Below are 13,668 nucleotides of genomic sequence, written 5' to 3'. Positions count from 1 at the left end.
CTTGACCCGATCGTGAGGTGTCATGAGCCTGGCATCTGTCGCCGCTGTGGCCTTCCCATGGCGGACCCATCCCCAGGGGGGTTCATGAGACCAAGAGCGAGAGCCATCCTCGCTGTCGGCGCGCTCCTGATCGGCGGAGCGGGCTACGCACCCGTCGCCCAGGCCCAACCGGCGGACCGCACGACCGCGGAGGCGGACGCCGACGCGGTGAAGGTCTTCCGCGCCGCCGTCACCCAGGAGCAGGTACCCCTGCTGCTGGCCGCCGGCCAGGACGGCCACGAACTCGGCGAGCGGGTCCCCGACAGGGGAACGGCCACGGTCGAGGTCTACCTCACCGACCAGCAGGCCGGGAAGCTGGAGAAGCAGGGCGTCGACCTCACGGAGCACACCCTTTCCAGCCAGGCCGAGAAGCGCGTCGAGGACGCCGACGAGGGCGTCTTCCGCCCGTACAGCGGCAGCGGCGGCCTCAAGGAGGAGATCCTGCGGACCGCGCAGGAGAACCCCGGTCTCACCAAGGTCGTCTCCATCGGCAGAACGGTGAACGGCCAGGACATCCTGGCGCTCAAGCTCACCAGGAACGCGAAGAAGACGAAGGACGGCTCCAAGCCGGCCGTCCTCTACATGTCCAACCAGCACGCACGCGAGTGGATCACCCCGGAGATGACCCGGCGGCTGATGCACCACTACCTGGACAACTACACGAAGGACCGGCGGATCAGGGAGCTGGTCGACTCCACCGAACTGTGGTTCCTCCTGTCGGCCAACCCCGACGGCTACGACTACACGTTCGCGGACACCGACAACCGCCTGTGGCGCAAGAACCTGCGCGACGTCAACGGCGACGGCGCCATCGGCATCGGCGACGGCGTCGACCTCAACCGCAACTTCGCCTACAAGTGGGGCTACGACGACGAGGGCTCGTCCCCCCACCCCACCAGCCAGACCTACCGGGGCGCCGGCCCCAACTCCGAACCCGAGACCCAGGCGCTGGACTCCTTCCAGAAGCGGATCGGCTTCACCTACGGCATCAACTACCACTCCGCCGCCGAACTCCTCCTCTACGGCGTCGGCTGGCAGGTGGCCACGAACACCCCGGACGACGTCCTCTACAGGGCGCTCGCCGGCACGCCCGACAACTCCGCGATCCCCGGCTACCGCCCGCAGGTCTCCTCGGAGCTGTACACCACCAACGGCGAGGCGGACGGCCACGCGGCCAACGTCAACGGCATGGCGATGTTCACCCCGGAGATGTCGACCTGCCAGACCGTCTCCGAGGTGGACCCCGACGACGAGTGGAACCCGGCCGACTGCCAGTCGGGCTTCAACTTCCCCGACGACGAGCGACTGATCCAGCAGGAGTTCGCCAAGAACATCCCCTTCGCGCTCTCGGTCGCCGAGACCGCCGCCCACCCCGACCGGCCGTCCTCCTCGGTCGGCCTGGAGGCCGCGGACTTCACCCCGGCCGAGTTCACCACCTCCTACGCACGCGGCGCCGACCAGGAGGTCTCCGTCGTCGTCCGCAAGTCGGTGCGCGACAAGGAGCTGAAGTACCGCGTCAACGGCGGACACACGCACGGCGTGGCGCTGCGGCCCTGGCGCGGCGGCGAGACCTACGGCGGTGAGGACAACCTCTACTTCGACGAGTACCGGGCCAAGGTCGCGGACGGCGACCTCGGCGACAAGGTCGAGGTCTGGTTCACCGGCGAGACGAAGCAGGGCAGGCCCACCGAGAGCGAGCACTTCACGTACACGATCGCCGAGCGGCCCCGCGCCGACGTCCTCGTCGTCGCCGAGGAGGGCGCGAAGGCCACGCAGGCGCAGAAGTACGTGGACGCGCTGAAGGCGAACGGCCGCCGGGCAGCCGTATGGGACGTCGCCACGCAGGGCACGCCCGACGCGCTCGGCGTCCTCGGCCACTTCGACACCGTCGTCCACCACACCGGCGCCGCGGTGCCCGGCAACGCCACCCAGCTTCAACTGCGCGCCTTCCTCAACGAGGGCGGCAGACTGATCGAGGCAGGTGAAGAGGCAGGCGGCAGCGTCGACCTCGGCGGCGGCACCCCCTCCGACGACTTCGCCCAGTACTACCTGGGCGCCTACACCCGCACCTCGACCACCGGCGCCACCCGGTTCACCGGCTCCGGCCCGCTCGACGGAGCCGCCGGCCCCCTCGGCGACGCCCCCGGCAACCCCCTGGACCAGGCCGGAACCTACAGCGTCACCTCGGACGAGCTGCCCGCCGACACCTACCCGCAGTTCGCGAGCGAGGGCGCCGGGAAGTTCGCCGGGGCGGTCAACCCGTACGGGCCCCACGCGGGCGACTGGATGGCCGCCGCCCGCCACACCAACGACGCCTACAAGCGGCTCACCCGCACCATCGACCTCACCGGTGTCAGCGCGTCGGACCGGCCCACGCTGCGCGCCCAGCTCCTGTGGGACACCGAGCGCGGCTTCGACCACGCCCTGGTCGAGGCGCACACCACCGGCGCCGACGACTGGACCACGCTCCCCGAAGCGGGCGGTGCCACCCGCACGGCCGTGCCCGCGGAGTGCGCGGCCGGCTACTACATGGGCGAGCACCCCTGGCTGGAGCACTACCTGACCCTGTCCGACGACGGCTGCGTCGCGACCGGCACGAGCGGGAAGTGGAACAGCCTCACCGGCTCCTCCGAGGGCTGGCGGCAGGTCGAGTTCGACCTGAGCGCCTACGCCGGGAAGTCCGTGGACGTGTCGATCGCCTACGTCACCGACCCGGGCAACGGCGGACGCGGTGTCCTCGCCGACGAGGCCTCGCTGGTCGTCGGCGGCACCGCGACCGGGACCGAGGGCTTCGAGACCTCGCTGGGCGCCTGGCGGGTCACCGGGCCGCCCCCGGGCAGCCCGGCCGTCCTGAAGAACTGGACCCGCACCGGAACCCTGTTCCAGACCCACGGCGCGGTCACCACGGACGACACCGTGCTCCTGGGCTTCGGCCTGGAGCACCTCACCGCGCCGGCCGACCGGGCGGCCCTCGTCCGCGCGGCACTGCGTGCCCTGGACGAGTGAATCCAGGATCAACGGGGACTGACACGGTGTAGCGAAATCGGGTGATCGGACCCCGAGGCCCCGGGCGGTCCGTACCCCTACCGGCGGGTACGGACCGCCGTGCCGGGTATGGGACGTCTCGATGTCACCCCCGACGCCTCGGAGAGGTAGGGTCGGAGGTGGTCGGGGACATCCCAAACACAGCTCGCCGGCACAACGGGCCGGCGTACCAACGAGGAGATCGGTTCGTGACGATCCGCGTAGGCATCAACGGCTTTGGCCGCATCGGTCGTAACTACTTCCGCGCGCTGCTGGAGCAGGGTGCAGACATCGAGATCGTGGCTGTCAACGACCTGGGTGACACCGCGACCACCGCCCACCTGCTGAAGTACGACACCATCCTCGGACGCCTCAAGCAAGAGGTCTCGCACACCGAGGACACCATCACCGTCGGCGACAAGACCATCAAGGTCCTGGCCGAGCGCAACCCCGCCGACATCCCGTGGGGTGAGCTGGGTGTCGACATCGTGATCGAGTCGACCGGCATCTTCACCAAGAAGGCCGACGCCGAGAAGCACATCGCGGGCGGCGCGAAGAAGGTCCTCATCTCGGCTCCGGCCAAGGACGAGGACGTCACCATCGTGATGGGCGTCAACCAGGACAAGTACGACCCGGCGAACCACCACGTCATCTCCAACGCCTCCTGCACCACCAACTGTGTGGCGCCGATGGCCAAGGTCCTCGACGAGAACTTCGGCATCGTCAAGGGCCTGATGACGACGGTGCACGCGTACACGAACGACCAGCGCATCCTGGACTTCCCGCACAAGGACCTGCGCCGCGCCCGTGCCGCCGCGGAGAACATCATCCCGACCACCACGGGTGCCGCCAAGGCCACCGCGCTGGTCCTCCCGCAGCTCAAGGGCAAGCTGGACGGCATCGCCATGCGCGTCCCGGTCCCGACCGGCTCGGTCACCGACCTCGTCCTGGAGCTCGGCCGCGAGGTCACCAAGGAAGAGATCAACGCCGCCTTCCAGAAGGCCGCCGAGGGCGAGCTCAAGGGCATCCTCGAGTACACCGAGGACCCGATCGTCTCCTCCGACATCGTCAACGCCCCGGCGTCCTGCACCTTCGACTCGTCCCTGACCATGGTCCAGGACGGCAAGAACGTGAAGGTCATCGGCTGGTACGACAACGAGTGGGGCTACTCCAACCGCCTCGTCGACCTCACGGTCTTCGTCGGCAACCAGCTCTGATCGACTCAGACTCAGCAGGCACCTCGATGCGGTAGCAGGGCTCGGACAGCGCAAGGTCGCGCCGTCCGAGCCCTGCGTCGCGTCCGCAGCGACCAGCCCTCGTAGGATCACGAGCGATCACGAGAACCCAGGAGCCCTCTGCATGAAGACGATCGACGAACTGCTCTCCGAAGGCGTCGCGGGCAAGCGCGTCTTCGTCCGCGCCGACCTGAACGTGCCGCTGGACGGCACCACCATCACCGACGACGGCCGTATCCGCGCCGTGGTGCCCACCGTCAAGGCCCTGGCCGACGCGGGCGCGCGCGTGATCGTCGCCTCGCACCTGGGCCGCCCCAAGGGCGCCCCCGACCCGGCCTTCTCCCTCGCCCCGGCCGCCGCCCGCCTCGGTGAACTCCTCGGCTCCGAGGTCGCCTTCGCCGAGGACACGGTCGGCACCTCCGCCGAGTCCACGGTGGCGGGCCTCGCCGACGGCAGCGTCGCGGTCATCGAGAACCTGCGCTTCAACGCCGGCGAGACCAGCAAGGACGACGCCGAGCGCGCGGCCTTCGCCGACAAGCTGGCCGGCCTCGCGGACGTCTACGTCGGCGACGGCTTCGGCGCCGTGCACCGCGGGCACGCCTCGGTCTTCGACCTGCCCAAGCGGCTGCCGCACTACGCCGGCTACCTCATCGCCACCGAGGTCGGTGTGCTGAAGAAGCTCACCGACGACGTCCAGCGGCCCTACGTGGTCGCCCTCGGCGGTGCCAAGGTCTCCGACAAGCTCGCCGTCATCGACCAGCTGCTCGACAAGGCCGACCGGCTCCTCATCGGCGGCGGCATGGCGTACACCTTCCTCAAGGCCAAGGGGTACGAGGTCGGCATCTCGCTCCTCCAGGAGGACCAGATCCCGGTCGTCCAGGAGTACATGGAGCGCGCGGAGAAGAACGGCGTCGAGCTGGTCCTCCCCGTCGACGTCCTGGTCTCGACCGAGTTCCCGGACCTGAAGACCAAGGCCCCGGCCCACCCCACCACCGTCGCCGCGGACGCCATCCCGGCCGACCAGGAGGGTCTGGACATCGGTCCCGAGACCCGCAAGCTGTACGCGTCCAAGCTCGCCGACGCCGCCACCGTCTTCTGGAACGGGCCCATGGGCGTCTTCGAGCACCCCGACTACGCCGAGGGCACCAAGGCGGTCGCCCAGGCCCTCGTCGACGCCCCGGGCTTCACCGTGGTCGGCGGCGGCGACTCCGCCGCGGCCGTGCGTACGCTCGGCTTCGACGAAAAGGCATTCGGCCACATCTCGACCGGCGGCGGCGCCTCCCTCGAATACCTCGAGGGCAAGACGCTCCCCGGCCTCGCCGCACTGGAGGACTGACCTCAATGACCACCCGCACGCCGCTGATGGCGGGCAACTGGAAGATGAACCTCAACCACCTCGAGGCCATCGCCCACGTCCAGAAGCTCGCCTTCGCCCTCGCGGACAAGGACTACGACGCCGTCGAGGTCGCCGTCCTGGTGCCCTTCACCGACCTGCGCTCCGTGCAGACCCTGGTCGAGCACGACAAGCTCAAGATCAAGTACGGCGCCCAGGACGTCTCCGCCCACGACGGCGGCGCCTACACCGGCGAGATCTCCGGCCCGATGCTGGCCAAGCTCCGCTGCGCCTACGTCGCGATCGGCCACTCCGAGCGGCGGCAGTACCACGCCGAGACGGACGAGCTGGTCAACGCCAAGGTCAAGGCCGCCTACAAGCACGGCCTGACCCCGATCCTGTGCGTCGGCGAGGAGCTGGACGTCCGTGAGGCGGGCAACCACGTCGCCCACACCCTCGCCCAGGTCGAGGGCGGTCTCAAGGACCTCACCGCCGAGCAGGCCGAGACGATCGTGATCGCGTACGAGCCCGTGTGGGCCATCGGCACCGGCAAGGTCTGCGGCGCCGAGGACGCCCAGGAGGTCTGCGCGGCCATCCGCGGCAAGATCGCCGAGCTGTACTCGCAGGAGCTGGCCGACAAGGTCCGCATCCAGTACGGCGGCTCGGTCAAGTCCGGCAACGTCGCCGAGATCATGGCGCAGCCCGACATCGACGGTGCCCTGGTCGGCGGCGCCTCCCTGGACACGGACGAGTTCGTCAAGATCGTGCGCTTCCGCGACCAGTGAGTATGCGGTAGCGGCGATACGTCGTACCCTTGCGGGGGCATGGTGGCCTGCTGTCACCGTGCCCCCGTCGTTCATCCGAAGCCGAGGAAGTTGGTCCAGCCGTGGTTATGGGGTTCTCGATCGCCCTGATCGTCTTCAGCGGGCTGCTGATGCTGCTGGTGCTGATGCACAAGGGAAAGGGCGGCGGCCTCTCCGACATGTTCGGTGGCGGCATGCAGTCGTCCGTCGGCGGCTCCTCGGTCGCCGAGCGCAACCTCGACCGGATCACCGTGGTGGTCGGTCTGCTGTGGTTCGCGTGCATCATCGTGCTCGCCCTTCTGATGAAGGCGAACACCTGACCCGGCACGCACTTCCGCACGTAAAGCCCCATGTTCGGTACGCGCTCCACGGCGCCGCCTATCATGGGGCTTGCGCCTGAGCGAGTCCCCTTGTAACTCCAATCACTGGACGCGCGTTGGGCCTTACGTAGACTGAGGCGCTCGCAGCGAAGCGAGACGCCGACTCGCTTTGCGGCACCATCACGCAGGGAGTTACGACCGTGGCAAGTGGCAACGCGATCCGGGGAAGCCGGGTCGGGGCGGGGCCGATGGGCGAGGCCGAGCGCGGCGAGTCCGCACCGCGTCTGCGCATCTCCTTCTGGTGCTCCAACGGACACGAGACGCAGCCGAGCTTCGCGAGCGACGCACAGGTCCCGGAGACCTGGGACTGCCCGCGCTGCGGCTTCCCGGCCGGACAGGACCGGGACAACCCGCCGGACCCGCCGCGCACCGAGCCCTACAAGACCCACCTGGCGTATGTGCGCGAGCGCCGCAGCGACGCGGACGGCGAGGCGATCCTCGCCGAGGCGCTCGCCAAACTGCGGGGCGAGATCTAGCGGTACCGCCCGGCGGCCCCGCTCCGGCCGCCGCCGGATTCGCCGCCCGCCGCACTCCGCCGCCTTCCCCCTCCTTCCGTCCCTGTCCGGCGCCGTCTGTCTCCTTCGGCCTTCTCACCGCTGATCAACTAGGTTGGAAACAGCCGGGACAGCTGGGACACAAAGGAAGAAGGCTGAAGTCCGACATGAACGCAGACGGCCGTACCAGGCTCGACCAGACGCCCGAATGGACCGCGCTGGCGGGGCACCGCGAGAAGCTCGGCGAGGTGCGGCTGCGCGAGCTGTTCGCCGCCGACCCGGGCCGCGGCACCGGCTTCACCCTCCGCGTGGGCGACCTGTACGTCGACTACTCCAAGCACCTCGTCACCGACGAGACCCTGCGGCTCCTGAGGGAGCTGGCCGCCGCCACCGACGTGTTCGGACTGCGCGACGCCATGTTCCGCGGCGAGAAGATCAACACCACCGAGGACCGGGCCGTGCTGCACACCGCGCTGCGCGCCCCGCGTGACGCGGTCGTCGAGGTCGACGGCGAGAACGTCGTCCCCAAGGTCCACGCCGTGCTCGACAAGATGGCCGACTTCGCCGACCGGGTCCGCTCCGGGGAGTGGAAGGGCCACACCGGCAAGCGCATCAGGAACGTCGTCAACGTCGGCATCGGCGGCTCCGACCTGGGCCCCGCCATGGCCTACGAGGTGCTGCGCGCCTTCACCGACCGCGAGCTGACGGTCCGTTTCGTCTCCAACGTCGACGGCGCCGACCTGCACGAGGCGGTCCGCGACCTCGACCCGGCCGAGACGCTGTTCGTCATCGCCTCCAAGACCTTCACCACCATCGAGACGGTCACCAACGCCACCTCCGCCCGGACCTGGCTGCTGAACGCGCTCGGTGACGAGAAGGCGGTCGCCAAGCACTTCGTCGCCCTGTCGACGAACGCCGAGAAGGTCGCCGACTTCGGCATCGACACGGCCAACATGTTCGAGTTCTGGGACTGGGTCGGCGGACGGTACTCCTACGACTCGGCGATCGGCCTGTCCCTGATGATCGCCATCGGCCCGGACCGCTTCCGGGAGATGCTCGACGGCTTCCACCTCGTCGACGAGCACTTCCGCACCGCCCCCGCCGAGTCCAACGTGCCGCTGCTGCTGGGCCTGCTGGGTATCTGGTACGGCAACTTCCACGACGCCCAGTCGCACGCGGTGCTGCCGTACTCGCACTACCTGTCGAAGTTCACCGCCTACCTCCAGCAGCTCGACATGGAGTCCAACGGCAAGTCCGTCGACCGCGACGGGCGTCCGGTGCAGTGGCAGACCGGGCCGGTGGTCTGGGGCACGCCGGGCACCAACGGGCAGCACGCCTACTACCAGTTGATCCACCAGGGCACCAAGCTGATCCCGGCGGACTTCATCGGCTTCGCCGAGCCGGTCGCCGAGCTGAGCGACGAACTGAAGGCCCAGCACGACCTGCTGATGGCCAACTTCTTCGCGCAGACCCAGGCGCTGGCCTTCGGCAAGACCCCCGACGAGGTGCGGGCCGAGGGCGTGCCGGAGGAGCTGGTCCCGCACAAGACGTTCCGGGGCAACCACCCGACGACCACGATCCTGGCCCGCGAGCTGACCCCCTCGGTGCTCGGCCAGCTCGTCGCGCTGTACGAGCACAAGGTGTTCGTGCAGGGCGCGGTGTGGAACATCGACTCCTTCGACCAGTGGGGCGTCGAGCTCGGCAAGGTGCTGGCCAAGCGCGTCGAACCCGCCCTCACCGAAGGCGCCGACGTCCCCGGGCTCGACCCCTCCACCAAGGCGCTGGTCACCGCCTACCGGGAGCTGCGCGGCCGGAGTTGAGCGGGCGGGAAGCGGGCGGCGGTACGCCGTCCGCTTCCCGTAGAATCCCCGGCGATCATGACCGCGTTCGCTCGGGGGAGCACAAGGTGACACGTACGCAGGGAAGTTGGACAGGCGGAACACTGACCACCCGGTCCTTCCTGAAACCCCACCGCGTGGCGCGGGCGATGTTCCATCCGGCCTGGATCCCGGAGGCCGTGGACCCGTCGGTGGAACAGCTCAAGCGCGTCCGGGTCATCGCCGGGGCCGTTGCCTCCCTCGGGGTCTACACCTTCGTCGAGGGCGGCTTCGCCCTCACGGAGCTGCTGGAGAACGCCCTGACCGCGTCCGCCGTCCTGCTGCTCCTCACTCCGCTGACCGTCGGCGTGATGCTCTACGTCTGGCGGCGCACCGGCACCGTGCGCCGGCTGCGGGAACCACTGCTGAACTCACTGAAGCTGCTCCTGCTGTTCATCGGCTCGGTCGTCGCCACGGTCGTGCTGCTCCAGTGGACCGGCTCGATGGGCGGAGTGGCGGCCCTGCCGGTCGGCTTCATCGCGCTGTGGATGGTCGGGTTCGTGGGTGCCGGGGCCTTCCGGATCTCGGGCAACTTCTTCGGCACCGCGGTCGTGCACCGCTGCCTGCCGCCGCTGCTGGCCACGGTGACGACCTGGCTGATGGCCCTCCCTGACCTGATCACGGGAGACCTGCACGGGTTGAGCCTCACGATGGGCATCGTCTTCATCCTGGGCGCGCCGGTGACGGTCACGACGATCGCGCTGCTGGAGATGGGGCGGCTCAAGCGGCGCTACGGCATCCGCCTGGGTACCCATCCGGCCGCCCAGCCCCCGGTCCCCGGCGCGCCCGGGCCCATCCCGCCCACGGCACCTCACGTACCGCCGCAGGGCAACCCGTACGCGCCGCACCCCCCGGCGCCGGGCCACCCCCCGTACGCGCCGCCCCCCATGCCTCCGCACGGCAACCCGTACGCGCCCCACACGCCGCCTCCGCCGAGCCACCCCTACGCGCCGCCGGCGCCGCCGAACCCGTACGGCCACGGCAGGCCGTACCACCCGGGCCCCGGCGCCCCCTGACCCGCGCCCTCCACGACCGGCCTCCGGGAGGGCAACCGGTCCCCGAGGCCGAAGGCAGAACGCCGGGCCCCCGTCACGCGGGGACCCGGCGTTCCTCGCCAGGGGACAGCGGTCTCAGGCCGACGCCGGCGGATACAACGACCTCGGCAACTGCGAGGCCGCTGACGTGTCCAGGAGCCACAGGGTGCGGGCGCGGCCCCGCGCCCCCGCCGCCGGGGCCTGGATCTCGCCCGCGCCCGAGAGGGCCATCGCGACCGCGTTCGCCTTGTCCTCGCCCGCCGCGAGCAGCCACACCTCACGGGCCGCGCGGATGGCCGGCAGGGTCAGCGAGATGCGGGTCGGCGGCGGCTTGGGGGAGCCGTGGACGCCGATCACCGTGCGCTCGGTCTCCCGCACCCCCGGATGCTCCGGGAAGAGCGACGCCACGTGCGTGTCCGGGCCGACGCCCAGCAGCAGGACGTCGAAGCTGGGCACCGCGGCGTGGTTCTCGGGGACGGCCGCGCCGGCCAGCTCCGCCGCGTAGGCCGCCGCCGCGGCCTCCACGTCCGAACCGTGCGGACCGTCCGACGCCGCCATCGCGTGCACCCGCTTCGGGTCCAGCGGCACGGAGTCCAGCAGCGCCTGGCGCGCCTGGGTGATGTTGCGCTCCGGGTCGCCCTCCGGCAGGAAGCGCTCGTCGCCCCACCACAGGTCGAGGCGGCTCCAGTCGACGGCGTCCCGGGCCGGTGACCCCGCGAGCGCGGCCAGCAGCCCGTTGCCGTTGCGGCCACCGGTCAGGACCACGGACGCCGAGCCCCGGGAGGCCTGCGCGTCCACGATCTTCGTGATCAGCCGGGCCGCCGCGGCCTCGGCCATCAGCTCCTTGTCGCGGTGCACGACCAGCTGGGGGGTGCTCACTTCGCCGCCGCCTTCCTCACCGGTGCCTTCTCCTGCGCCGCGTCCTTCGCGGGAGCTTTCGCAGCCGTCGTGACGGGAGCGGTGACCGCGACCGCGCGCTCGGTCCCGGCCTCCCCTTTGGCCGGTGCGTTCAGCCGGTCCACCCCGAACCGCAGCGCCGAGGCGTACGTGTCGTCCGGGTCGAGGCGCCGCAGCTCCTCCGCGATCAGCTCGGCCGTCTCGCGGCGCTTGAGCGCCACCGCGCGGGCCGGCTGGCCCTGGATGGACAGGGTCGCGAGCGAACCGTCGGCCCGGTCCAGGACGACCGGACCGCAGTCGGTGTCCAACCGGACCGCGGTCAGACCCGGTCCGCCGGACGCGGTGCGCCGCACCGGCACGTCCAGCCGGTCCGCCAGCCACATCGCCAGCAGTTCGCAGCTCGGGTTGTGCTCCTCGCCCTCGACCTCGACCTCCTGCACCTGGCAGTCGACCTGGTCCAGGGCCGCCGCCAGCATCGAGCGCCACGGCGTGATGCGGGTCCAGGACAGGTCGGTGTCGCCGGGCGTGTAGGCGGCGGCCCGGGCGGCCAGCTCCCGTACGGGGTCCTCGCAGGCGTAGGTGTCGGTGACCCGGCGCTGGGCCAGCGCGCCCAGCGGGTCCCCGGCCGGGTCCAGCGGCGCGTTCACCGGCCACCAGACCACGACCGGCGCGTCCGGCAGCAGCAGCGGCAGGACCACCGACTGGGCGTGGTCGACCACGTCGCCGTACAGCCGGAGCACCACCGTCTCGCCGGTGCCCGCGTCGGTGCCGAGGCGCACCTCGGCGTCCAGCCGGGACCGGGTGCGGTCCCGGGGCGAGCGCGAGACGCGCTTGATGACCACCAGCGTGCGCGAGGGGTGCTCGTGCGCGGCGTCGCTCGCGGCCTTCAGCGCGTCGTAGGCGTTCTCCTCGTCGGTGACGATGACCAGGGTGAGCACCATGCCGATGGCCGGCGTGCCGATGGCCCGGCGGCCCAGCACCAGCGCCTTGTTGATCTTGCTCGCCGTGGTGTCCGTGAGGTCTGTCTTCATGGCCGGCGCCAGCTCCGTCCGTCTCGCTCGAGCATGTCGTCCGCCTCTTCGGGGCCCCAGGTACCGGCCGGGTACTGGGCCGGGGTGCCGTGCCGGTCCCAGTACTCCTCGATCGGGTCGAGGATCTTCCAGGACAGCTCGACCTCCTCGGTGCGCGGGAAGAGGTTCGCGTCGCCCAGCAGCACGTCGAGGATGAGGCGCTCGTACGCCTCGGGGCTGGACTCCGTGAAGGACTCGCCGTACGCGAAGTCCATCGACACGTCCCGGATCTCCATCGAGGTGCCGGGCACCTTGGAGCCGAAGCGGACGGTGACGCCCTCGTCGGGCTGGACGCGGATGACGATCGCGTTCTGCCCGAGTTCCTCGGTGGCCGTCGTGTCGAAGGGGGAGTGCGGGGCGCGCTGGAAGACGACCGCGATCTCCGTGACCCGGCGGCCGAGGCGCTTGCCGGTGCGCAGGTAGAAGGGGACGCCCGCCCAGCGGCGGTTGTCGATCCCCACCTTGATCGCGGCGTAGGTGTCGGTCTTCGACCTGGGGTCGATGCCGTCCTCTTCGAGGTAGCCGATGACCTTCGCGCCGCCCTGCCAGCCGGCCGCGTACTGCCCGCGCACGGTGTCCCGGCCCAGGTCCTTGGGGAGGCGGACCGCGCCGAGCACCTTGGTCTTCTCGGCGGCCAGCGCGTCGGCGTCGAAGGAGGCGGGCTCCTCCATCGCGGTCAGCGCGAGCAGCTGGAGCAGGTGGTTCTGGATGACGTCGCGGGCCGCGCCGATGCCGTCGTAGTAGCCGGCCCGGCCGCCGATGCCGATGTCCTCGGCCATGGTGATCTGCACGTGGTCCACGTAGGACCGGTTCCAGATCGGCTCGAACATCGTGTTGGCGAACCGCAGCGCCAGGATGTTCTGGACGGTCTCCTTGCCCAGGTAGTGGTCGATGCGGAAGACCTGGTCGGAGCCGAAGACCTCGTGGACGATCGCGTTGAGCTCCTCGGCCGACTTCAGGTCGTGGCCGAACGGCTTCTCGATCACCGCGCGGCGCCAGGAGCCGCTCGACTGGTCGGCGAGACCGTGCTTCTTCAGCTGCTGGATGACCACCGGGAAGGACTTCGGCGGCACCGAGAGGTAGAAGGCGAAGTTGCCGCCCGTGCCCTGCGCCTTGTCCAGCTCCTCGATGGTGCCGCGCAGCCGCTCGAACGCCTCGTCGTCGTCGAAGGTGCCCTGGACGAAGCGCATTCCCTGGATGAGCTGCTGCCAGACCTCCTCGCGGAACGGAGTACGGGAGTGCTCCTTGACGGCGTCGTGCACGACCTGGGCGAAGTCCTCGTGCTCCCAGTCGCGGCGGGCGAACCCGACGAGCGAGAAGCCCGGCGGCAGCAGACCCCGGTTGGCGAGGTCGTACACGGCGGGCATGAGCTTCTTGCGGGACAGATCACCGGTGACGCCGAAAATGACCAGACCCGACGGCCCCGCGATACGCGGGAGCCGTCGGTCTGCGGGGTCACGCAGCGGGTTGCTGCTTGACAAT

At 70.4% G+C, this 13,668-nt stretch carries 11 protein-coding genes; 8 read left to right on the top strand and 3 right to left on the bottom strand.

Going from position 1 to position 13,668, the window contains the following annotated elements; all coding sequences use genetic code 11:
* Positions 1-84 precede the first annotated feature (84 nt).
* From RM812_RS10915 to RM812_RS10880, 8 genes are all read left to right on the top strand, one after another.
* Positions 85-3,045, top strand: coding sequence for a M14 family metallopeptidase (locus RM812_RS10915; RefSeq protein ID WP_311572244.1), 2,961 nt, complete (start codon positions 85-87; stop codon positions 3,043-3,045).
* 227 nt (positions 3,046-3,272) lie between these two features.
* Positions 3,273-4,280, top strand: coding sequence for a type I glyceraldehyde-3-phosphate dehydrogenase (gene gap / locus RM812_RS10910; RefSeq protein ID WP_311572243.1), 1,008 nt, complete (start codon positions 3,273-3,275; stop codon positions 4,278-4,280).
* 142 nt (positions 4,281-4,422) lie between these two features.
* Positions 4,423-5,634 (top strand): phosphoglycerate kinase, encoded by a 1,212-nt coding sequence (locus tag RM812_RS10905; RefSeq protein ID WP_311572242.1) that lies wholly within the window; start codon positions 4,423-4,425, stop codon positions 5,632-5,634.
* Between the two features lie 5 nt (positions 5,635-5,639).
* Positions 5,640-6,416, top strand: a complete 777-nt coding sequence (gene tpiA, locus RM812_RS10900) for a triose-phosphate isomerase (protein ID WP_311572241.1) — start codon at positions 5,640-5,642, stop codon at positions 6,414-6,416.
* 107 nt (positions 6,417-6,523) lie between these two features.
* Complete coding sequence (gene secG, locus RM812_RS10895; RefSeq protein ID WP_311572240.1) at positions 6,524-6,754, top strand: preprotein translocase subunit SecG; 231 nt, start codon at positions 6,524-6,526, stop codon at positions 6,752-6,754.
* 200 nt (positions 6,755-6,954) lie between these two features.
* Positions 6,955-7,290: an RNA polymerase-binding protein RbpA gene (locus tag RM812_RS10890; RefSeq protein ID WP_003976875.1), complete on the top strand. Its 336-nt coding sequence runs from the start codon at positions 6,955-6,957 to the stop codon at positions 7,288-7,290.
* A gap of 185 nt (positions 7,291-7,475) precedes the next feature.
* Positions 7,476-9,128 (top strand): glucose-6-phosphate isomerase, encoded by a 1,653-nt coding sequence (gene pgi / locus RM812_RS10885; RefSeq protein WP_311572239.1) that lies wholly within the window; start codon positions 7,476-7,478, stop codon positions 9,126-9,128.
* 86 nt (positions 9,129-9,214) lie between these two features.
* Positions 9,215-10,201, top strand: coding sequence for a hypothetical protein (locus RM812_RS10880; protein WP_311572238.1), 987 nt, complete (start codon positions 9,215-9,217; stop codon positions 10,199-10,201).
* Between the two features lie 114 nt (positions 10,202-10,315).
* Here RM812_RS10880 and pgl read toward each other — a convergent pair whose 3' ends face one another.
* The 3 genes from pgl to zwf are packed head-to-tail and all read right to left on the bottom strand — an operon-like array spanning position 10,316 to position 13,667.
* Positions 10,316-11,098 (bottom strand): 6-phosphogluconolactonase, encoded by a 783-nt coding sequence (gene pgl / locus RM812_RS10875; protein ID WP_394816441.1) that lies wholly within the window; start codon positions 11,096-11,098, stop codon positions 10,316-10,318.
* Entirely contained in the window at positions 11,095-12,147 is a 1,053-nt protein-coding gene (gene opcA, locus RM812_RS10870; RefSeq protein ID WP_311572237.1) for a glucose-6-phosphate dehydrogenase assembly protein OpcA, read from the bottom strand. The genes pgl and opcA overlap by 4 nt, the downstream gene beginning before the upstream one ends.
* Positions 12,144-13,667 carry a glucose-6-phosphate dehydrogenase gene (zwf, locus tag RM812_RS10865; protein WP_311572236.1) on the bottom strand — a complete coding sequence of 508 codons (1,524 nt, stop codon included), beginning with the start codon at positions 13,665-13,667 and terminating at the stop codon, positions 12,144-12,146. Before zwf ends, opcA begins: the two co-directional genes overlap by 4 nt.
* Between the last annotated feature and the right edge of the window lies 1 nt (position 13,668).

This window comes from Streptomyces lancefieldiae (assembly GCF_031845825.1).
Classification (GTDB): domain Bacteria; phylum Actinomycetota; class Actinomycetes; order Streptomycetales; family Streptomycetaceae; genus Streptomyces; species Streptomyces lancefieldiae.
Note: the sequence above shows the minus strand (reverse complement) of the source record. Positions and strands in the feature narration are given on the sequence as shown.